General features: G+C 40.3%; 17 protein-coding genes and 1 pseudogene. 12 read left to right on the top strand and 6 right to left on the bottom strand.

From position 1 onward, the window contains the following. Positions 1–70: 70 nt before the first annotated feature. Positions 71–2,818, bottom strand: a complete 2,748-nt coding sequence (locus V7K38_RS14730; protein WP_334858817.1) for an RNaseH domain-containing protein — start codon at positions 2,816–2,818, stop codon at positions 71–73. A 279-nt stretch (positions 2,819–3,097) separates the two neighbouring features. Here V7K38_RS14730 and V7K38_RS14725 point away from each other — a divergent pair, with 279 nt between their 5' ends. Further along, the gene (locus tag V7K38_RS14725) at positions 3,098–4,702 is read left to right on the top strand and encodes an RNA-directed DNA polymerase (RefSeq protein ID WP_334858815.1); all 1,605 of its coding nucleotides are present in this window, start codon (positions 3,098–3,100) and stop codon (positions 4,700–4,702) included. 248 nt (positions 4,703–4,950) lie between these two features. Here the strand turns inward: V7K38_RS14725 and V7K38_RS14720 are convergent, their stop codons facing one another. Further along, positions 4,951–6,627 (bottom strand): hypothetical protein, encoded by a 1,677-nt coding sequence (locus tag V7K38_RS14720; protein WP_334858813.1) that lies wholly within the window; start codon positions 6,625–6,627, stop codon positions 4,951–4,953. Positions 6,628–6,636: 9 nt separating this feature from the next. Then, entirely contained in the window at positions 6,637–7,767 is a 1,131-nt protein-coding gene (locus V7K38_RS14715) for a restriction endonuclease-related protein (RefSeq protein WP_334858812.1), read from the bottom strand. A 145-nt stretch (positions 7,768–7,912) separates the two neighbouring features. Here V7K38_RS14715 and V7K38_RS14710 point away from each other — a divergent pair, with 145 nt between their 5' ends. Together V7K38_RS14710 and V7K38_RS14705 are read left to right on the top strand one after the other, a co-directional pair. Then, positions 7,913–8,278 carry a helix-turn-helix domain-containing protein gene (locus tag V7K38_RS14710; protein WP_334858810.1) on the top strand — a complete coding sequence of 122 codons (366 nt, stop codon included), beginning with the start codon at positions 7,913–7,915 and terminating at the stop codon, positions 8,276–8,278. 4 nt (positions 8,279–8,282) lie between these two features. Further along, complete coding sequence (locus V7K38_RS14705) at positions 8,283–8,828, top strand: ImmA/IrrE family metallo-endopeptidase (protein ID WP_334858808.1); 546 nt, start codon at positions 8,283–8,285, stop codon at positions 8,826–8,828. A 163-nt stretch (positions 8,829–8,991) separates the two neighbouring features. Here the strand turns inward: V7K38_RS14705 and V7K38_RS14700 are convergent, their stop codons facing one another. Together V7K38_RS14700 and V7K38_RS14695 are read right to left on the bottom strand one after the other, a co-directional pair. After that, the gene (locus tag V7K38_RS14700) at positions 8,992–9,315 is read right to left on the bottom strand and encodes a hypothetical protein (RefSeq protein WP_334858806.1); all 324 of its coding nucleotides are present in this window, start codon (positions 9,313–9,315) and stop codon (positions 8,992–8,994) included. A 1,160-nt stretch (positions 9,316–10,475) separates the two neighbouring features. After that, positions 10,476–11,264 (bottom strand): hypothetical protein, encoded by a 789-nt coding sequence (locus tag V7K38_RS14695; RefSeq protein WP_334858805.1) that lies wholly within the window; start codon positions 11,262–11,264, stop codon positions 10,476–10,478. 107 nt (positions 11,265–11,371) lie between these two features. Between V7K38_RS14695 and V7K38_RS14690 the strand changes: the two are divergent. Both V7K38_RS14690 and V7K38_RS14685 read left to right on the top strand, forming a co-directional pair. Continuing rightward, a pseudogene (locus tag V7K38_RS14690) lies at positions 11,372–12,169 on the top strand (HAD family hydrolase). Between the two features lie 50 nt (positions 12,170–12,219). Next, positions 12,220–12,957: a Uma2 family endonuclease gene (locus V7K38_RS14685; protein ID WP_334858803.1), complete on the top strand. Its 738-nt coding sequence runs from the start codon at positions 12,220–12,222 to the stop codon at positions 12,955–12,957. 42 nt (positions 12,958–12,999) lie between these two features. Here the strand turns inward: V7K38_RS14685 and V7K38_RS14680 are convergent, their stop codons facing one another. After that, a complete protein-coding gene (locus tag V7K38_RS14680; protein ID WP_334858801.1) occupies positions 13,000–13,293 on the bottom strand; it encodes a hypothetical protein in 294 nt (97 codons plus the stop codon). Positions 13,294–13,526: 233 nt separating this feature from the next. Here V7K38_RS14680 and V7K38_RS14675 point away from each other — a divergent pair, with 233 nt between their 5' ends. The 7 genes from V7K38_RS14675 to V7K38_RS14645 all read left to right on the top strand — a co-directional run bounded on the left by V7K38_RS14675 (position 13,527) and on the right by V7K38_RS14645 (position 21,495). After that, positions 13,527–13,697 (top strand): hypothetical protein, encoded by a 171-nt coding sequence (locus V7K38_RS14675; RefSeq protein ID WP_334858799.1) that lies wholly within the window; start codon positions 13,527–13,529, stop codon positions 13,695–13,697. A gap of 247 nt (positions 13,698–13,944) precedes the next feature. Continuing rightward, positions 13,945–14,739, top strand: coding sequence for a 30S ribosomal protein S2 (gene rpsB, locus V7K38_RS14670; RefSeq protein WP_334858797.1), 795 nt, complete (start codon positions 13,945–13,947; stop codon positions 14,737–14,739). 246 nt (positions 14,740–14,985) lie between these two features. Beyond that, positions 14,986–15,930 (top strand): translation elongation factor Ts, encoded by a 945-nt coding sequence (tsf, locus tag V7K38_RS14665; RefSeq protein ID WP_334858795.1) that lies wholly within the window; start codon positions 14,986–14,988, stop codon positions 15,928–15,930. Between the two features lie 234 nt (positions 15,931–16,164). Further along, on the top strand, positions 16,165–17,001 hold the full coding sequence (locus V7K38_RS14660; protein ID WP_334858793.1) for a hypothetical protein: 837 nt from the start codon (positions 16,165–16,167) through the stop codon (positions 16,999–17,001). A 98-nt stretch (positions 17,002–17,099) separates the two neighbouring features. Next, a complete protein-coding gene (gene recG, locus V7K38_RS14655; RefSeq protein WP_334858791.1) occupies positions 17,100–19,595 on the top strand; it encodes an ATP-dependent DNA helicase RecG in 2,496 nt (831 codons plus the stop codon). A 44-nt stretch (positions 19,596–19,639) separates the two neighbouring features. Next, on the top strand, positions 19,640–20,104 hold the full coding sequence (locus V7K38_RS14650; protein WP_334858790.1) for a hypothetical protein: 465 nt from the start codon (positions 19,640–19,642) through the stop codon (positions 20,102–20,104). Then, a complete protein-coding gene (locus tag V7K38_RS14645) occupies positions 20,101–21,495 on the top strand; it encodes a ParA family protein (RefSeq protein ID WP_334858789.1) in 1,395 nt (464 codons plus the stop codon). Before V7K38_RS14650 ends, V7K38_RS14645 begins: the two co-directional genes overlap by 4 nt. The last annotated feature ends 55 nt before the right edge of the window (positions 21,496–21,550 follow it).

The following is a 21,550-nucleotide window of genomic DNA, read 5'->3' as shown; positions in this document are numbered from 1 at the left end:
AAATTATTAAAGCTGAGTTAAAAATACTGATTGCTCAGTACTATTTTCCTCATCTATGATAACTATTGATTCAAACTTCTACACCAAGGATACATAAGTGATCCTTTATTAGTTGTTTACCTAAATGCATTGGATATGGTGAATGAATATTACCCATAGACCACCCTGGTGAGATTCGTAAGTAGTGTGGCACTCGGCAAAGTGATTTTAAACTTTCTTCTGTTTTTTGGAAATCCGAACGAATGAAGAAGGGAAGCATTTCTAACATCTGCTGGTGCTTGAATGCAATATTTACACCGTATTCATCATCTTGAGAATCAAGCATATAGAGTTCGCGTGCTGTTGAGGTATCTTGGGCTTTTTGGGTTTTAGGTAATCTTCCAATAGAGAAGTAATGGAGCAACTCAGGTATAGAAGTATCGTAAAAGCCACTTAAATGCATTAAATCTCGTGCTGGAGAATTCTCATCCCAAACTTGTCGATTGGTGATGTATTGAGTTGTCTCGTCGCCAGTGCGGAAGCGAATTATTCCAAGTAAGTTCCTAAGTTGGTTATGGTCACGAGGATATATACAAGCATGACCTGGAACATGTTGGAAATCCAAGACATCCCGGTTTGCAAAGAGATATTCATTTTTTAGTTGAAACCAAGCTTGACCTCCGTTTTCTTCACCGCGCTCGTTACGCCATACATCGGCTTCGATTAAGACAAGAGTAGGCTGTTCGCCCACTTGGGTGAGTACATCCGCAGCAAATTTTACCAGTTCTATTCCCTTTAATTGAACTGTTTTAAGATAATTGCGATCGCGGCGTACCCGTGAGAAAATCTGTCCTAGTTCAATCCCCGCTTGTGCGTAAGGAATCCAATCCTGACGATTGGGAAATAATACATCGACTGCACCGGTTGCCCGCAGACGAACAGCCAAGGCATAGTGAATATTATCTTGTCCTTGGGTGGCTTTTCGGCGACAAAGAGCAATTACATCTAAGTTTTTTGCAATTTCTTTGGGTATTCCTGCTCGTTCGTAAACTTCTGAAGGTATTCCATAAAGTACCCCAAGCTGGCGTAAGGTCACATCCAGAACAGCATTTAGAATACGTCCTTCTGTCTTCTTACTATAAGATGGCAATATGTTTGTGCTTCCATCTTCTTTCTCCGATGATTTTGGTTTAACAGTTTGCACCATTTGAGAACTGATTTTTTCTAAAACACAAGCTTCACGAACTGCTCTATATATGCTTTGTTTGGGATGAACTCCCTTCTTTTTCGTTTGTCCAATTTCAATAATTGCAAAACAGTAAGGCTTAATTGTAGAGTCAATTGAAACAATAACCTTCTGTCTCAAAAAGTCGCGCCATGCATCGAGTTTCATTTGATGCTGGTTGCGGATCTGTTTATCAAACTCTTGACGATCTTTAGGTGCATATCCTGCTGTATCGAGGGGCTTCAAAAGATTTTGATTATCAATCCACACAGGTGATACTTTGATATGCTCTGGAAAATCTTCTTCTTCATTCAGCAGGAAAGCATCACGCAAGTTTTGGATAGTTACATCATAGGTATCTCGTTCGCGCCACAGAATAGAAAGATGTATAGGTTTTCCTTGCAACGCCCGCCCAATAGCATCAGTAATTATCGTTTGTCTTTCTTTACGCCGTTTATCTAAGCGTTGCTGAATGTCTTCTTCACTCAACTTTTCTTTTTGTTGTTTTGTGAATGTTAAAGGCTTAGAGATATCTTCGTAATCGCGCATTGCCAAGGGTGTTTTCTGACCAGATGGAACAGGAATATCAGACTGCATTAGATCATCTGGTATCAAAATGCCATTTAGGATATTTAATACTTGAGCAATGATATCACCACTTTCCTGCAAACTAAATCCTGGTTTAATACTGTGGCCTCTTTTATGGTTTTCGTGTTCATACTTATATCCTTCAGCATGAACTAAATAATATTCATCTTTATTCCAGTTGGAATTATTATCTAAATTTCCGTATACAGCAGGATTGCCAAGAATGTTTTCGGTTGTTTCTAATGCACGCGCTTTGAATGCAGCTAGGAGATTGGGTAATTGTAATTTCCACGGCTTACTATCTTCTCTTGCACTGTTATCAATGGTAAGGCGGATCAGCGTTGAATCTACATCATAACCAGATAAACGTTCCTCATTCATTCCCATCAGCACAGAAATATCACGACCATAATTAGTTTCGATTAATGGTTCATGAGCATATCGTTGACAACTTAAATCCAAAAAAATCCACGGTTTAAGCTTACCGTTTTGATTGAATCGACCAGTTTGAGTTTGAACGCGAAAATCTAAGCGATAGACAAAATAACCTTCCCTTTCCTTGCCATATTCATCTGTGTACGGTGCCAAAAATGGTTGACTGACTGTGAATAGCGCAGTGCGGCCTGAGCCATCGCCTTGTACCTTTCGCCAATGGATTTGTTGCTCTCTTTTCCCGGAGCGAATGACACAGGTTTTTCCATGTAGCAACGTTGCCAAGAAACTAGGAATTGCTTGGAATCCAAGTCCTTTTTCGTCATTTATGTTTTGAATAAGCTTTTTTGGGGTGATAGGTTGCCAATTCCAATTGGTCGGAATTATTGCCATCTTTTCAAGGAAGCGATCGCAAACACTATTTACTTGATCTGCTTTCCCCTTACCATCAAATTCTTTTGTCCATTCCTGCGCCCAAATCATCGCTAACTCATGTATTTGCTCAGGCGTTGGAACTCGCAGTGGATTTTCAGCCGTTCCTATAGCTAAAGCTCGATAATCGCATGTATCAAAGTATTCAAAACCATGCGTCAATGTTGATGCACAGGCAAGCAATCCATTGTTTAACTGTCGATAAAGTAAGAATATCTAAATGTAAATAATCATACAACTCACTTCACAAAGGCTTTTCAAGAAGCAATGCCGTCATATTCCTTGCCAGGCAAAGGTTTTAAAAGATAATTCAAGTTATCACTAGAGAATATTTATCATTCAAATGATGTAAATATTAATACTTGTGATGTTCAAAAAGACAGTAAAATATTTTATGCTAAATTTTAAGTTATACTTTATACCAATAAAACTTTAGAGCAAATGATACAAGACAATTCCAGCAATATTATTACGACTCAAGACTTTATTGAAAAAGGTTTTTTCCCTAAAGAATTAGTACCAGCATTTACAACAGAGAATCTTGCGGATAATTTAGATAAAATTAATAGTAATATTCAAAATCCCTCGAAAAAATCTAGCAAATTTTTATCTTATTCCTTTCCAAAAAGCAAATATTCTCGTCGGATTTTAGGTATTCCTAATCCCCTCCATCAAGTTGTTCTCTGCAATTTCATATCTCAAGAATGGCAAGAGATAGAAAACTTTATTTTAAGTTCTCCTTTGTGCCAGCAATCCCCACTTTGTTATAAAAGAAGAGCTGTTTCTTCCTACCCTATTAATTTACCTGCTGAACGAGCTATTTCCTCAGCAAGTCATCGTTATCGTCTTTATACTGATATATCTAGATTTTATTCTACTATTTACACACATAGTATTCCGTGGGCACTTCATGAAAAACAAATAGCTAAGGCACATAGACGTGATAAATCTTTCATAGGAAACCAAATTGATGAATTTGTTCGTAATACACAAGACCAACAGACTTTAGGAATTCCTATTGGGCCTGATTCATCATTTGTTATAGCAGAAATTATTAGTTCATCTGTAGATAAGATTCTTACTGAAAGATTAAAATCTGTACCTCAAGGATTTCGTTATGTAGATGATTATTACTTATATTTTAATTCGTACTCAGAAGCAGAAAGAGCGCTTTCTGAGATAAATAGAATACTTCAAGAATTTGAATTAGAAATTAATTCTTCAAAAGCCTCAATAGTAGAACTTCCTGAACCTGTTGAATTAAGTTGGGTTTCCGAAATAAGACGTTGCCCTATTGGAAATGATAACTCATTAGAACAGTACAATGATATTTTAACTTACTTCAGTAAAGTATTTGAGTATTCAAAATTATTTCCTGATGATGCCGTTATTAAATATGCTCTTTCTCGAATTAAGAGAACTGATATTTTAGAGAAAAACTGGAAACTTTGCGAATCATTTATATTACAATCAATTATAGCTGCACCAAATGCACTTATTGTAGCAACTGAAATACTACTTAAATATTCAGAAAAATATCAACTAAATTTAGAAAAAATAAGTGAAACTATTAATTTAATACTATTACAACATAGTGAGCTTAATCATAGTCATGAAATTTCCTGGGCATTATGGTTAAGCAAGACTTTATCTATACCAATCAAAGAAAAAGTAGCTAAAAAAATATCTCAATTAGAAGATTCCATTGTAGCTCTTATTACTTTAGACCTAAACTCTTCTAATCTTATTGAAGGAAAAATTGACTTTAGTCTATGGCAAAGTATACTAACAATTGAGCATTTATATTCTAGTAACTGGCTTTTATGCTATGAAGCAAATATAAAAGGGTATTTTCCTCAAACATCACAAAATAATTATATTGAAAATGATGATTTTTTTGCTGTTTTAAAACAAAACAATGTAAGTTTTTATGACGGTTCAAAGCAAATTAAGCTAGAAAATAATGAGGAGGAAATTGATGAGGAGGAAATTGATGATGAAGATAATTTAGGTTATGATAGTAGTGGTTTTTGGTTTTGGTATTAAAATTAACTTCCAAATTTCACTTAACTCGTATTTTAGAGAAGGCGAAACGGATCATCCTCATTAAGTAGTGCATCAAAATAGCGCACCATAGGCTGTACAAGTTGAGCATTTGCTCGTGAAAGCGCATCAAATGTATCTGGATGTTCAAATTATTCTAATCCAGTAAGACGACGCACAAATTTGAACAGAAGAGAGTTAGGTGTAAAGTAACCTCGCTTGATCCAATTTCGGAGAACTTGATGTCCAACCTATTTATCAAGTAGGGTTAATGTTGCTGTAATTGCTTTTTGTGCATCACGTTCTGCGCCAGTCCATCGCTGTGTTGATGGAGGCATAACACGGTTAGTTATTGAGAATCGCTCGGTTTTTACGCCAATATCATCAAAAATGCCGCTATTACCGCCGTCAGTAAGAACCACTTCCTCAGCATAGGTGTCATCAAACCACTTAATAACCGTCTCTACCTCATCAAAAACAACAAAATCTGATTGTTCGTTAACGAGTTCACCGATTTTGATCCGGCGCAACTCTAAATGACGAGGTAATCCTGCCCTTGCCATTGCGCCAGGAGTTGTAATCCAAACACGGGCATTTGGCATATCACGGTAAGCTTGTTGGGATGGGCATTTATCAAAGAATGGACACAAATAGGATGAACCAAGGTTTTTACGTCGCTGTTGGCGATCGCTTTTAGGCATCTTTTTTAGAGCATGACAGGGTTCAGCTCCCGGTTTGAGCGCTTTGTTATCTAAGAATTGACTAACAAAATTTTGATTAATCCGACCTTGTAGAGGGCAAACAGTGCCTAGCCAACGCTCACCCCAATGAGGCTGTCCGCGTTGTTGATGCTCCTGATAATCTTTTGAAGCTGAGAAACTCCGCAGATGTGCATCGCGTGTACTGCGCCCCAAAATTGGCACTGCTACCGGATCGTCATTCTCTGGATCGTTACAAAACCACCAGTTAATCTGGTTAGCTAATTTAATCGCTGATTGCACATCACTAACAACTAACGTGATGCGGCGATCGCAATGATGCCGCAAAATATTAACACTGAACAACTGCGAAACCGTAGTTTTTCCAGAGGCAACCATGCCTGCAATATTTGTGAAGCCATCTAACTCAAGAATTTGCTCCTCTTGCGGAAATAGTGTTCCGTTCTCCTGCACTTTGTGGAAGTTAATTTTGCGGAAGCGATCAACCCAGCGTCCTTTGGCAGTCTCATTCCAGCCATATTGACGCGCTAACGCTGACTCTCGCTCATCAATCCATGCTGCATCTAACTCTAAATCTGAAAGGCGAAGCGAAAACGAACTACGAGAACGAGACGGAAACCAGGGTAGGCACTGTACTTGTGCATTTTGAACCTGTTGCTGCGTAAATTTGACTGGGACTATAACCGTCTCTTCTCCTGTCTTTGCCTCAAATTGATAAGTGGTTCCGGCTTCTACTCGTTTAACTGTGCGATGCCGAAAATCTAAATTGGCAGTTAGACACCGTTCGTACACATCTTGATTAACTGGATGCCGGAGGTTTTTCGCAGCATTGATAATATAGGTATCCCAGTTTTGTGGAGTGAATTCCCCATAATTACGCCAATCTAGAGGAATTTTCAGATAAGAACGTAGTGCGCCCAACCAAGCGAAACGAGCAGAAAATGGAACTATTTGACGAGTGTTTGCGATCGCTCGACGTTCCATTTCATTCAAGTTCTGTAAGCGTGGATGTCTCAAAGGCATTCCACTCAAGATTGCCCAAGGTGCGGTGACTGGCTCATCATCAAGTTCTAAATGCTCCATAAGAGCAAAGCCAAGCTCTACTTGAAGCAACAATTCAGCTTGAGTACGATCCAAACCTGCTTCCTTCAACTCTTCGAGGCGTTCTTGAAACTCAATCGGTAGATCAAATAGAGTCATCTGGCTCATTAGCTATTTCTATTGTTGCAACTGCTCGATTTTATTGATAACCCGTTCCTTAAATACAGCATCACCCAAAAGGTGAGTACTACTTGACAGCTTTGTAGCCTGTTCGCGGAGGATTTCGAGGTAGTCCTCTCGTTGTTGTAGGCGTTGGATGGGAATAACATAGAAGCTTTCGTCATAACGCAGATCGCCCTCACCAAATAGAGGCGTAAGCTTGGGTGCTAAATTATAAGGGCTTCGGTAATCTTTAATATCCACAGCCCAGGTTGCTCCATCGCAGAAGCGTAGCTGTAAGTCATAGCGATCAATACCAGGGTAAAGATGTGTAGCACAAAGCTGATCTGGGTATTTTCTTTGAAGTTCTTCCAAAGTATGAAATAAGCGCATTTCAGGTATACCCGGTAAACAAATACGCAAGTGAATACCAAACTTGAGGCGACGCAGACCTTGTTGCCAAGTAATCTTTTTAACATAGGGCAAATCTTGGCGATGGTCGTTGCAAGCACTAGGTTTAATACCACGTAACTTTCCATACTTTTTAAATAAAGGGCCGCAGCGATCGCAATTCCAGCAAGGCTCATTTTCTTGACAATCTTCGTAGAAATCGCCAACTTCTTCAATATCAATATGTCGAGTTTTGCTAAATACCTTGCGAAGCTGCGCCGGAGTTGTGTAACCATTTTCAATCAAAAATCGACGCAGCAAAACATATTCCTGTTGAATGCGCTCAGGCTCAGTACCGTTGTTGTACAGTTCTTGCAACCGCGCCAAAATTTTGTAAAATTGGTAATTTTCGATGGCAATCTGCTTAGTTGCAGCAGTGGCGAACTCAGGTATTTTGCCTTGCTCAAGCAGTTCCTCATAAAAGTACCGACTTGCTTCTTCACTTAACCCCTCTTCGTAAAGCAAACCAAAATCTGAATCAAACTCTTTTAGCAGTAAACTCCCTGGATACCATGTTTTAACAGGTTTTTTCAGTAACGCTAAAAGACCAGTTAGAGTCCGAGGATATCGTACAGCAGTTACCTCTAGAGCTAGTTTATTAAGGGCATGACTAAGCAGTTCTGGATATGGATACCTGCCATCTCGACGGACAAACTCTGCTAAACCAAGAACAAGACCGTCAAATTCAGTACTTTCCATTAGAGGTAATCCTTCAGTTTGAGGATTTTTTTAATAACACGAACTTTTTTCATCCGTGATACATTTGTTTTATAAACCGTACAATATTATTTACTATGTGTCAACTAAAAAACGATTTATTATTTTGTGACACAGGAACAAAAGAATGGAAAGTTATCTAGATATAGAACGCTTGGCCAGCCTAGTCCGTAAAAAACGCGGTAGCAGAGGACTGCGCGAAGCGGCGACGGAGATTGGTAATGTTAGTCCATCCACTCTTTCACGAGTAGAGAGTGGCAAAATGCCGGATATGGAAACCTTTCTAGCACTTTGTAACTGGCTAGAAGTGCCACCTGCTGAGTTGTTTAGAAGCACAAAGGACGATCGACTGGATACGCCTGAAGCGATCGCTATTCAACTCCGCGCTGACAAAAATCTTGATCCTGCGATCGCCAATGCTTTAGCATCTTTAGTTAAAGCAGCGTATCGCGATCTGTCTAAAAGTGATGGCGAATTGAAGCAAGATCCCTAAAGATATGTCATTAATCCAAAGTCTATCGCCTGAATGTAGACAACGCTGTGAAGCGATCGCAACTGAACAACGAAGCTTACTTCGAGTGCGATCGTTTGAGCTATTACCCGCAGACACTCTAGCAGCCAAGTTAGGGGCAACACTTTTTACGCCCGACCGGGTTCCAAATTTAGAGCCAGAGCAAGTAGCAGTATTACTTGCTAGCGATGGATGGTCAGCAGGGATTATACGCTATAACCCACTCTGGATTGTATACAACCCCCGTCATGCACCTGCACGGTATGAATCAAATCTGATGCATGAAATAGCTCATGTGTTGCTAGATCATGAGCCTGTTGGCTTTGATTCTGTTACCGGACTACCAAAACGTAAACAAAATAACGAAGATGAAGCAACTTATTTAGGGGGATGTCTTCAAATTCCTAAACGTGGATTATTATGGGCGACACAACGAAAGATGTTGTTACCTCAGATTGCAGCACATTTTGGCGCTAGTGAAGCGATGGTGAAGTTTCGCAGCAATGTAACTGATGTGCCTATCAAATGCTAATGTTTTACAATACTTACTCTGCCAACACACAGAATTCATTAATGAGTCATTAATAATCTTTAACTGAAAATGTAATAATTCCGTTTGTTTTCCTAAAATTAAAAACTGCTCTTGCCAAAAGTAGACAAGAGCAGTTTTTAATAGCAAAGCCCAAAATAAAAATTTAGGCATCTTCAAGTTCAAATTGAGCCACTGTAACAGCGTTAAAAGCGAAAGCTAAAACTAATGGCATCGGCGACTGAAACCAAAAGGTAAAAAAAACAGCGAAAATCGTTCCAATTACTGCGGACATCGACCACAATCTTTCTTCAAAAGTTAATCCCTTCTCAGCTTTAATCACTCTGAGAACATTCACTGGGATTGGTTCTGGCATTACGCCACCTGGCGGAAAAGCCCAGAAGTTGTTACGTCGCTCTACAAATAAATCTGTCCAGCCATTTTCTTGGCACCATGCCTCAATCCATTGAAGTGAGTAATGATTCATCATCGCGTTTCGGAGTTCGGTTTGTAGAAGTTGTGTACTCTGTGAATATAAACTTTTGGAGATTCCTAAATAACTAACTAATCGCTATAAAATCAACGCTAATTATCCAAGTTTTAAGCTTTGTTAAGCAGTTGAGACGCATATAATTACCCTCAAACCTTACTTTCACTAATTAGAAGATTAGCAGTTGATGGAGGCTGTTTAATTTAAAAGACAATAAACTTTACTTGGAAGGTTGAAGGTCAAGAAATGTAAAGAAATCAGTGAGTATTACTGCTTAATTAAACTCTTGATATCTTAAAATTCCAATTTAAAAATGAATAATTGTGAACAAACGAACCAGGATAGACATACCCCGTCGTAGACGTTGCTTTATCCGGCTCCTTTAGAGTTAGTAATTTCAAGTTTTACCTTTATCAAGAGAGATAGTTTCTGCTTTTTTGTATAGGGTTCCTGTTTGATTTTTGGAAAAAACTCGGTATGCCTTAATTTTCTATAATCCTCTTCCCTGCTGCCTTTTGCTTAATAAGCTAATTAATTTCAGGAATCAAACCGGATTTTTATATATTCTGCTAAAGCTTGTGTAGTGTCAAAAATAATTGCTAATTAATAAAATTATTGATATTTAGGACTAGAGCATATTTTCAAAATCTTTATATCCTAAGACGTAGGCGATCGCTATGTTGTAATGATGAATAGAAGAGACTTAAGTCACGAACAGTAGCAGAGGTTATACCATTTCTGCTTGAAACTGATACAAAACTAGATGCGGTAGGGGCAATTTACGAATTGCCCCTACCTGAGTATTAAAGTTTCGGCTATTGTTTGCACGAGTCCTGTCTGCGCCCGGTGCAGTTGAATATTTACTTTTCAACCGTATAGGGACAGAGAACACAAAGCAAAAAAGAGATTTTTGGAGTCACCTTGAAAAGGCTACTATGCATTGACATAAATAGCTAAATATGTATATAGATTTTCAGCATCAAGTTTGATTTTTTCACTATTAGCCACCGGTGCCTACCCTAGCCTAGAACAGTGAGTTTAGTAAGTAATGCAGATGAAAGTCATTTTGTACAGTTCGTCAGTCCTTAATCTATTACATTTAATTACATCTACTTACTTCAAGCCATAATTTATTGTTTAGCCGAGCCTGATTTTTTCATTCAAGGTTGGTTTGGCAAAGTTGGGGAATTTGGTTGGCGACTAGTACGAAAAGTCACATTCACGCCTTCATTCGATTGCTCCAGAACCAGTAGAGGCGTGGGTTTAGCCTTTTGATCCCAATGCATAGTAGCAATCCGACCCTGAAGTGTTGGTTGCCAACTATCTTCATCTTCTATGGGACTTAGATAAGTTTCTATACAGTCAATAATTTGACTAATAGTCGCAGAAGTTGCTTGCGTGGGTAACTTCATTAACCGGACTTGAATGCGAAACAGCACTCGTTTAGCACAGTTCCCTTGACTCCCAGTTTCATACTCTACATCAAAAGTTTCATCTACTTGCCGTCCAGAGCTATTAGCAATTCCGACTGCTCCAAGTTGTGCTTGATTTGGACGCAGAGCTTGAGTAACTTTATCTTTAATCTGAATCTTCACCTGATTAAGGATTGCAAAATGAAACACCTCCTCTGACATCCGCATTCGCAGATAATCCAGGTTAAAGTCCCGTGAGTTGACCAAATCGGGATTAGTTTCCATTTTGCGAATCGTTTCCAGCGCCAGCTTAAACTTTTTCTCTAATTCTCGCGCCCGGAATTGTTCAAACTTAAGTTTTTTCTCCAGCTTATCCTTCTGGAGCTTACTATAGACAATTAAAGCAATCACCGCTAAAGCCAGTCCTCCAGAAGTTACCAACAATAATGGTGGTATTTGAGGATTACTTGCTGGCACTTCCTGGGATGCTTTTTTAGGCTTTGACTCTAATTGGGCAATAAATATCGAAGTGGGCATGGTTGGAAACTGAAAAACTTGACTCCTGATGTTTAGGATGCCCAAATCTTACATCCCATCTTGCTGTATGATTAATATTCTTAAGAAGCTTTTAAAAAAAACCCCGTATGTCCAGACATTTGAGCATTCCTGCCCTGTCTGAGGCTTCATCTACAAGCTTTAGCAATATTCGTCTGATAGCCACCGATATGGATGGCACTCTAACTAGACGAGGAAAATTTACTCCCGCACTGCTGCAAGCTTTAGAGGATTTAGCGGCGGCTGGCATTAAGGTACTGATTGTCACAGGACGTTCTGCTGGCTGGGTAAGTGGATTGAGTGCGATTATGCCTGTGGCAGGTGGGATGGCAGAAAATGGCGGTTTATACTTTCCACCTGGAAACGAGAAACCAGTAGTTTTAACACCCATTCCCGATTTAGTTAAACATCGCCAGCACTTGGCTACAACTTTTGAGAATTTAAAAACTAAATTTCCCCAAATCCAGGAATCTGCTGATAATCGCTTTCGCATCACCGACTGGACTTTTGATGTAGCTGGTTTGCATCAAGATGAACTACAAACCCTAGATAGTCTTTGTCAACAAATGGGTTGGGGATTTACCTATAGCAATGTGCAGTGTCACATTAAACCCTAAGGACAAGACAAAGCTGTGGGATTGTTGCAAGTATTGCGCGAATATTTGCCCCAGTACTCACCAGAACAAATTGTTACTGTGGGCGATAGCCCCAATGATGAAAGCTTATTCGATCGGCGTTATTTTCCTGTTTCTGTAGGTGTGGCGAATGTGCTGGAATATATGAATCAGTTAAAATATCACCCTGCTTATATTACCAATGCTGCTGAAGGTGAAGGATTTTGTGAGTTATCTAGTTATATTTTGAAAAGCTTGCACATTCCAAGTTAGGGGGAGCCAAACTTGCTCTAGAATAATCTTGTAACACTGATTTTACAACCATGACGGCTACTTTACCTGTTGGTATCGAATCAGAAATCTTCTATCCCAGTGCTGATGGTCAACCAGTAGCAGAAACCTACGATCACCTTTATGCCTTGCTAACTACCCTGGAAGTCCTAAAACAGTATCTGGCAGACCGTCAGGCAACAGTATTAGGAAATCAATTTCTTTATTATGCACAGGGTTTTCCTAAGTTGCGAGTAGCCCCAGATGTAATGGTGATTTTTGATGTTGAACCCGGTGGTCGGGACAACTATAAAATCTGGGAAGAGGGTCAAGTACCCACAGTTATTTTTGAAATGACATCCTTTGGTACTAAAGGACAAGATGAAATCTTCAAAAAGACTCTATATGAGCAGCTAGGTGTCAAAGAATACTGGCTATTTGACCCTAAAGGTGAGTGGGTGAAACAACAGTTACGTGGCTATCGGCTGCGAGGAGAAATCTACGAACCAATACAAGATGGACGCAGTGAACCACTCCAACTGCGCTTGGTGATTGAGGGAAGGTTAATTGCGTTTTATCGAGAAGATACAGGAGAAAAATTACTCATCCCTGATGAACTGGCACAGGTTTTACGGCAGGAAGTTTTGGCAAGGCAGCAAGCAGAAGTACTAGCAGAACAAGAACGCCAACGAGCAGAGCAAGAACGCCAACGAGCAGAACAGGCAGAATTGCAGATAGAACAGTTAAAGGCAAGGTTACGATCGCTAAATGTAGACCCCGACACTATTTAGTAATCTACAAGGTATAAAAGTAAAACTATGGGTTAAGTATCGCTACAAGGTAATTTCTAAAAACCACTCATAACCTGCTTTAAACTGAGATTTACTATCTTGTTGTATACTGCCATGCGCCATAATTACTCGTTCAAAATCCCAAGTGAGAAGCTGCTGGATTGACCATTTGACTTTGACTTTATCCTGAGTTGCAAATTTCTCTAATAACGACGGACGAAGTTGGTTGTAACCATATCTGAGCCTAATCCAAAGTAAACAATTTGTTACCTGTAGCTTTGCTACATTTATTACCTTAGACAGAATACAATAGATACAATGTCTACAGCGTTTCAATCTATTAAATCTCAACAATATTAATTTAATTGAGCAGACTGTATTTATACAGTCCTTCTCAAGCAAAACTGAATCAAAGGATAAATAAACCGCCAGCCCTTTAAGCACCCAGAGACGCTAAGAGACTAAAAGATACTTCGAGAATAGGTTAGCGTTTTATTTCAAATTTCCACTAGAAAGTCTAAAACCAATGTAGAGTCAAAAATTTACCGCAAGTATGGAGGTATAAAATAATGCAAGAAATCGAGAGATTCTTTAGCAACTTTTTCAGTGGCATACTCAACCGCTTTAAGTATTCTGCGATGGACGCTGCCGATCGCAAAATGAGAGAAACTATCGACGAGCAGGTAGAACAACGGCGGCAAAAACCCAAGCCGAAGGATCAAGAAGACCGCGATTTGTAATGACGCTCTCTACGAGACGCTAAAAGCGAACGAAGACTCGCTAACGTAATTCGTCATTTTTGAGTTAAATCAAGCATAGCGCTTCCTAATTGTTGAGTGGGCAGCGCTATTTTATCGCCCCACCAAACTCTTGCGAATGTGCTAACCTAGTATGGTTAACTAATCTCGCACATCTGAGAATTCGGGTGTTTCCCAGTTGGGAAATGCACTTGGATGGAGGTTTAACCCGAATCGGAGTAAGAAATATATGCCAGTAGTTTCATTGGCTCAAATGATGGAGTCAGGGGTTCACTTTGGGCATCAGACCCGGCGTTGGAACCCAAAAATGTCTCCTTACATTTATACTTCCCGTAATGGTGTGCATATTATCGACTTGGTGCAAACTGCCCAGTTGATGGATAATGCTTACAACTACATGCGATCGCACGCAGAACAAGGGAAGAAGTTTCTTTTTGTCGGCACTAAACGCCAAGCAGCTGGAATTATTGCTCAAGAAGCTAGCCGTTGTGGTTCCCACTACATTAACCAACGCTGGTTGGGCGGAATGTTGACCAACTGGGCAACTATCAAAACACGGGTAGACCGTTTGAAAGATTTAGAACGCCGTGAAGAAACTGGCGCACTAGATTTATTGCCCAAAAAAGAAGCATCAATGCTACGTCGGGAAATGACGAAGCTTCAGAAATACTTGGGCGGCATTAAAACAATGCGGAAAGTACCCGATATCGTGGTCATCGTAGACCAACGGCGGGAATATAACGCAGTTCAAGAATGCCAAAAGCTGAATATTCCCATTGTATCCATGTTGGATACAAACTGTGACCCAGATGTAGTAGATATCCCCATCCCAGCAAACGATGATGCGATCAGATCAATTAAGCTGATAGTCGGGAAATTGGCAGATGCCATTTATGAAGGCCGTCACGGTCAGCTGGAAGCTGAAGAGTATGACGAAGATTACGACGGCGGTGAGTATGACGAAGACTACGAAGAAACCGAATTTACTGATGCCGTGATTCCCGACGAGGAAACAGAAGAATAGTGCTGTTAGCGGAAGCGGGGCGTTCGTTTAGCCCGTGCTGAGTAAGATAGAAAGACTCAGCAAATTGGATAGTGCTGAGTCTTGATTTTTGAAGTTCTTAAGTTGTGATTTGTCAATGAAGAATAAAATTGATAACTGAACACTCAAAACTCAGCACGGGCTAAATGCCCCGCTAACGCTAACAAAACTCAGCACTAAATTAGCTGAGTGATTACAACTCGAGGTCAAGTTAGGAATTGAGGCAACATGGCGGAAATATCTGCAAAACTCGTCCAAGAGCTACGCCAAAAAACTGGTGCCGGCATGATGGACTGCAAAAAGGCGCTGATAGAGACTGAAGGGAATGTAGAAGAAGCCGCAGACTGGCTACGCAAAAAGGGCATTTCTAAGGCAGGGGCAAAAAGCGATCGCATTGCGGCAGAAGGTCTAGTAGACACTTACATTCAACCCGGTGGTCGAGTAGGTGTACTCATCGAAGTCAACTGCCAAACTGACTTTGTGGCTCGTAACGACGCTTTTAAAGCTTTAGTTAAAAACCTCGCAAAGCAAGCAGCAACTGCTGATAGTGTTGAGTCTTTGTTAGCTCAACAATATGCTGATAGTTCAAACGGGACTGTTGAAGAATTCATCAAGCAAACTATTGCTACCCTCGGTGAAAATATCCAAGTGCGTCGCTTTATCAATTTTGCACTAGCAGAAGGCACGCAAGGAGTAGTAGACAGCTACATTCACACTGGCGGTCGAGTTGGTGTATTAGTAGAACTGGGTTCTGAAAGTGAGTCAGTGGCTGCTAATTCAGAGTTCCAAACCTTGGCACGGAACACCGCAATGCAAGTTGCAGCTTGTCCAAATGTCGAGTATGTGAGCGTAGACCAAATCCCCCCCGAAGTTGCCCAAAAGGAAAAAGACATTGAAATGGGCAAGGATGATTTGGCGAACAAGCCAGATAATATCAAAGAAAAGATTGTTCAGGGACGAATTGAAAAACGCCTGAAAGAATTGACTTTGCTCGATCAGCCTTACATTCGCGATCAGAGTATTTCGGTAGAAGACCTTTTGAAGCAAGCGAAGACGCAATTAAGCACAGAGATTCAAGTTAATCGCTTTGTCCGCTATATATTGGGCGAAGGCATTGAGAAGCAAGAAATTAGCTTTGCTGATGAAGTCGCTGCACAAATTGGCAGTATGTAATATTATTGGTCATTGGTCATTGGTCATTGGTCATTAGTCATTAGTCATTAGTTTTTACCAAGGACAAATGACTTTTTAACAAACAGGTCAAGCAAATAGCCTGGCCTGTGTTTTTTTAGTAGAGATGCGAAATATTGCATTTAATTTAAAATCTAAAGACCTTTGGGAAGTTATTATAAAATAAATTTGTACATTTGTACTATGTAATAGTTCACATGGACAAGAACAAAAGATATGGCAAGAGCAATCGAGCGAATTGAACGGGATATTGCAGCAACAAAAGAAGCGATTGGAGCGATCGCACTAGAACTACAAAACGCTTATGCTAGTTATTTAAATACCTTGGGGCTAGCTGTACGAAAACAATTGATTCTGGCGAGTTACCACCTTTGTACACAAGGGTATCCCGAAAACTTTCTCCATTTGTCATTGAATCAGCGCCAACAATTGCAACAAGCCGTTCGCAAGTTGGGTCATCTGGCCGCAGAACAATTGCTCGCTTGTATTAAAAGTGACGATGCTGGAGTAAATAAGGGAGATGACGAAGATGAAGGCAATAAGGAAGTAACATCTTCTGAACTTCTGGACACCTCAAATTCTCAGCCTCTGAGCGCCGACACCTCTAATCCTATAGAACTGGCAAAATGGCAACAGAACTTAGAAGAGGTCACGCAAGAGATACTGAAAAAACTTTCCCATGATGCTAATCTTTTATTACAAAAATCTGGGGTATTACCCAAAAAATTACCAGAACCGATTTTAGCAGCTGCGGCGGCGGCGGCATCAGAAGCATCTGCCGAGGCTATGCCAGGGCCACCAAACTTATTAAACTTAGTAATTGAAATTGAAAATGAGCAGCAGTCGGAAGATTCTGGACTGACGCAAATCATGGCTATTAACCTGCGGCTAGGGGAAATTGAATTTGCTGATGTGGCACTCTCCTCTGAACGCAGACAAATTCGTAGTATTTTAGTTCAGCTAAACAAGCTGGGACGAGAGTATCAAAAGAAACATCGGGAAAGAGCGATCGCAGAAGCAGAAGCTGCATGGCGTGCTAGTTGGTTTGAATAAAGTTATGAGTTATGAATTATGAGTTATGAGTTATTTATTCCTAACTCCTAACTCCTCACTCCTCACTCCTCACTCCTAACTTTTAACTCTACTGACCGATGATTAATGAAAAACCAGATTGGATACGATTGCACAAAGCCTTGGCAATAGAAGCTGAACGGGGCTTTACAGACTTGATGGGCAGAGAATACCGTTTCAGTGAATTTCTGAGTCTGACTTTGGGTAAATTCCCAACAAGCTTACCCCAAACTGAACGCCGCCGTTGGCAAGGACTAGCAGTACAATTTGCTAGTTATCCACATCTGGCACTGCAAGAAAGACAACACTTAGTAGCAGAGACTCGTAGATATCTCTCGCAACTACAGCAACAGGAAGAGGGGGAGGAAGGGAAGCAGGAGAGCAGAGCAGCAGGGGAGCAGAGGAGAACTTATCAATCCCAAATCCCAAATCCCAAATCTCAAATTATCACTGAGGTGAGTCGGAGGCTTGCACCAAACATTGACCAAAAACTCAGTGATTTACCAGAAATAGGCTTCAAAAAAGCTGATAATTTGGCACGGCTTGGTTTACACACCGTCCGCGATTTGCTTTTTTACTATCCTCGTGACCACATTGATTATGCGCGTCAGGTGAATATCCGCGAGTTACAGGGGGGTGAGACGGTGACAATAGTGGCAACAGTGAAGCGTTGCAACTGCTTTACTAGCCCTAAAAATCAGAAATTATCAATTTTAGAACTGGTTGTAAAAGATAATAGCGGTCAACTCAAAATTGGTCGTTTTTACGCAGGTACGCGCTTTAGCAGTCGCGCTTGGCAAGAAAGTTTAAAACGCCGTTATGCAGTCGGTAGTATTTTAGCGGCGTGCGGGTTGGTGAAAGAAAGTAAATACGGCTTGACACTGGATAATCCAGAACTAGAGGTTTTGGCAAATCCAGGAGATTCGATTGAGTCGCTGAATATTGGGCGGGTAGTACCAATTTATGGATTGACTGAGGGTGTCGTGGCGAATACAGTGCGACAGGCGGTAATTGCTGCTTTACCTGCTGCGGCTAACCTGAAAGACCCTTTGCCAAGTGGTTTGCGACAGAAATATGGTTTGATGGAATTGAAAGATGCGATCGCTAACATCCATTTTCCCGACGATAGCGCCACCCTACAAGTTGCCCGTCGTCGCCTAGTCTTTGATGAATTTTTCTACCTACAACTTGGGTTACTGCAACGTCAGCAGCAAGCAAGAGCGATTCAAACCAGCGCCATCCTCGTCCCAAGAGGTCAACTTGTAGAGAAATTTCACGAAATACTGCCTTTTAAACTCACGGGCGCACAGCAACGAGTCCTTAACGACATTCTTAACGATTTACAAAAACCTGTGCCAATGAATCGTTTGGTGCAAGGTGATGTCGGTTCGGGTAAAACAGTTGTCGCGGTGCTAGCTATCCTTGCAGCAATTCAATCTGGCTACCAAGCGGCGCTGATGGCTCCCACAGAAGTTTTGGCAGAACAACATTATCGCAAGTTAGTTAGCTGGTTTAACCTCTTGCATTTACCAGTAGAATTACTGACAGGCTCCACCAAAACTGCCAAACGAAGACAAATCCATTCTCAGTTAGGAACTGGTGAATTACCTCTGTTAGTGGGAACTCATGCCTTAATTCAAGACTCTGTAAGCTTCCAGCAACTGGGGTTAGTGGTGATAGATGAACAGCATCGTTTCGGGGTAGAACAACGGGCGCGTTTGCAGCAAAAAGGCGAACAACCCCATGTGTTAACTATGACAGCTACCCCGATTCCCCGAACCTTGGCACTGACGATACACGGGGATTTGGATGTCAGCCAGATTGATGAGCTACCACCAGGACGACAAAAGATTCAGACAACAGTATTGTCAGGTCAGCAACGCAACCATGCTTACGACCTCATCCGCCGAGAAATTGCCCAAGGTAGACAAGTTTACGTGGTTTTGCCTTTGGTAGAAGAATCAGAAAAACTGGATTTGCGATCGGCAACTGAGGAGCATCAAAAGCTACAAGAAAGTATTTTTCCCGACTTTCAAGTGGGGCTGTTACACGGTCGCATGAGTTCAGCCGATAAAGATGAAGCGATTACTAAATTTCGTGATAATCAAACCCAAATTTTGGTTTCTACTACCGTTGTTGAAGTTGGTGTAGACGTACCTAATGCTACAGTAATGCTCATTGAAAATGCGGAACGATTTGGCTTATCACAACTGCATCAACTGCGGGGGCGTGTCGGTCGTGGCGCGGCTCAGTCTTACTGTTTGTTGATGAGCAGTTCCAGAAGTCCTGATGCTCAACAACGGTTGAAGGTGTTGGAACAATCTCAGGATGGTTTTTTCATCTCCGAAATGGATATGCGTTTTCGTGGGCCAGGGCAAGTACTGGGAACTCGTCAATCGGGAGTGCCGGATTTTACCTTAGCAAGTTTAGTTGAGGATGAGGAAGTTTTACTTTTAGCGCGGCAAGCGGCGGAGAAAATAATAGAGATGGATGTTACTTTAGAGCGTTGGTATTTGATGAAAGAAGAGTTGAAGTATCGGTATGAGCGGTTGATGGGTGGGGCGATTTTGACATAATATAGCTGGGTAAATTCGTATTTAACCGAAGTAAAAATAGCTTAATGGCAATACCTTTTACAGATCGAGAAATGGCAAAAGCATGGCTTGCAAATCTGTCTGCTTATGAAAATTCTCAGAAAACATCTCGAACTAATGCCCATCGGTTACTCTTATTTTATGCCGTTGAATGTGGTCTTAAGACAATCTTAATGAAGAGGAAAGGGCATAAGCGTAGTGATTCGTGTACAGAGATTGCGGAATGTCAACATAATATAAATAAGTTATTAGACTGTTTAGGTGCAGGAGGGTCTTTAAATCTACCTGAAATATTTATTGGGGAAGTATTCGATACTAGGAATAATAAAGAAGAGAGAAAATTAAACAGTGGACAGATTAACCAAATGTGGGGGTACGGAGGAAAAGTAATTTCTATAGTTACTCAAAAACAAAAAGCAAACGATGAAGATATAGAGAAGAAGCTATTAGGAATATCAAAATGGATTGTGGGAGAAATTGAAAAACTATGAATGCACCAAAATCGCCAAAATTACTGACATGGCTTGATGTAAGAAGAACTATTGGACATAAAACTAACTATGGGACTAAATTACCCGAAGGGGTAGTAAAAATTCGCTGTTACTCAGATGCTTTAGAAATATATCTTATTAGTGATGAAAACAGAAAAAATGCTGACGATGCTTTAAAAGAATGGTTTAAAGATTGGTATCAACAAGAGTCGTCCGTGATTTATTTTACTCTTGGTGATGCTACATTATCGGTAGAATTTTTTCCTGGAGAAGAAGTTTACAAAACTGATGTTGATGTCCGTCCATTTTGGGAAGAAATTGCTTATTTAGATAGTGAACCAGAAGTAGAAACGGTAAGAGTAAAACAAGTTCAACTTCCAGAACCATATATTGGAAAACCTAGTTTAATAGCTTTCTATTCCTTTAAAGGTGGTGTTGGTAGAACACTGAATTTATCAGCGCATCTTTTTGCCTTACTAGATAGAGCTAAAGAAATAGATAGGTCTACAACTGTATTAGTCATTGATGCTGATTTAGAAGCTCCTGGTCTTACCTATTGGAATGCTTTTGAAAAGCAACAACCAGCAGTTTCTTTTATTGATTTTCTCGAAGTTTACCACTATTCTCCTATTGAAAGAGAACAAGCGCTTTCATTATTTGCAGGGGAAGTTAAAAAATCTGCTAAGTACGAAGGTAAATCAACAGTTTATTTTCTACCTGCTTGTCTTGAAGATGAAGAACTACTAGATACACCTATTCTGCCTGAACACTTAGTAAGAAGTCCAGATGGAGCCTGGGAATATGGTAATGCTATTCATAGTTTAGGTAAGGCTGTTGGTGCTGACTATGTATTAATTGATTTGAGAGCAGGTTTAAGTGAAATATCAAGTCCTATTATTTTTGATTCAAGAATCCAACGTTTTCTTGTCACTACAATCAACGATCAATCTGTAAGAGGTACAAGTTTAGTTCTGGAACAAATTGCTAGAGTAGCACCCTCAGAGGCAAGTGTAGATAATGAAAGATATTACGATCCATCTTTGATCGTTAGTATGCTAACGGAAGAATTGAGATTATCACCTGCGTTTGAATATGAATTGGAGCGATTGGAATCGGTTTATTTACAGTCAGAAAAAGGTAATGTAGATTCTACAAGATTGCAAATAAAAGAAACTTTTTTTGCTGAGGAATTACTTTATATAAATAAGTGGGATGAGGCACGCTTAAAACTAAGTTCAACTTCACTTATGAGAGTTGCCAGAGAGTGGGCAGAAGGACAGTTGGTAACTACTATGAGTAAAGACTCAAGGTTAAAACCCACTGAAGAAAAAGATATACTTGCAGAAGTTAGACAACTTATGGATGTATGCCAGCGCTACGAATATGCTTAAGAAGGACAAGGTGAAGATTTATTAGTCACAGAACCCCTAAGAAATTTAGCAACTA

The organism is Nostoc sp. (genome assembly GCF_036917465.1).
GTDB lineage: Bacteria > Cyanobacteriota > Cyanobacteriia > Cyanobacteriales > Nostocaceae > Nostoc.
This window is presented reverse-complemented; position numbering and strand designations above follow the sequence as displayed.

Bases quoted from the DNA above. Each gene is read 5' to 3' on its own strand.
- V7K38_RS14725 (WP_334858815.1), top strand. From the start codon at position 3,098: ATGATACAAGACAATTCCAGCAATATTATTACGACTCAAGACTTTATT.
- V7K38_RS14720 (WP_334858813.1), bottom strand. From the start codon at position 6,627: ATGAGCCAGATGACTCTATTTGATCTACCGATTGAGTTTCAAGAACGC.
- V7K38_RS14715 (WP_334858812.1), bottom strand. From the start codon at position 7,767: ATGGAAAGTACTGAATTTGACGGTCTTGTTCTTGGTTTAGCAGAGTTT.
- V7K38_RS14710 (WP_334858810.1), top strand. From the start codon at position 7,913: ATGGAAAGTTATCTAGATATAGAACGCTTGGCCAGCCTAGTCCGTAAA.
- V7K38_RS14705 (WP_334858808.1), top strand. From the start codon at position 8,283: ATGTCATTAATCCAAAGTCTATCGCCTGAATGTAGACAACGCTGTGAA.
- V7K38_RS14700 (WP_334858806.1), bottom strand. From the start codon at position 9,315: ATGATGAATCATTACTCACTTCAATGGATTGAGGCATGGTGCCAAGAA.
- V7K38_RS14695 (WP_334858805.1), bottom strand. From the start codon at position 11,264: ATGCCCACTTCGATATTTATTGCCCAATTAGAGTCAAAGCCTAAAAAA.
- V7K38_RS14685 (WP_334858803.1), top strand. From the start codon at position 12,220: ATGACGGCTACTTTACCTGTTGGTATCGAATCAGAAATCTTCTATCCC.
- V7K38_RS14675 (WP_334858799.1), top strand. From the start codon at position 13,527: ATGCAAGAAATCGAGAGATTCTTTAGCAACTTTTTCAGTGGCATACTC.
- rpsB (WP_334858797.1), top strand. From the start codon at position 13,945: ATGCCAGTAGTTTCATTGGCTCAAATGATGGAGTCAGGGGTTCACTTT.
- tsf (WP_334858795.1), top strand. From the start codon at position 14,986: ATGGCGGAAATATCTGCAAAACTCGTCCAAGAGCTACGCCAAAAAACT.
- V7K38_RS14660 (WP_334858793.1), top strand. From the start codon at position 16,165: ATGGCAAGAGCAATCGAGCGAATTGAACGGGATATTGCAGCAACAAAA.
- recG (WP_334858791.1), top strand. From the start codon at position 17,100: ATGATTAATGAAAAACCAGATTGGATACGATTGCACAAAGCCTTGGCA.
- V7K38_RS14650 (WP_334858790.1), top strand. From the start codon at position 19,640: ATGGCAATACCTTTTACAGATCGAGAAATGGCAAAAGCATGGCTTGCA.
- V7K38_RS14645 (WP_334858789.1), top strand. From the start codon at position 20,101: ATGAATGCACCAAAATCGCCAAAATTACTGACATGGCTTGATGTAAGA.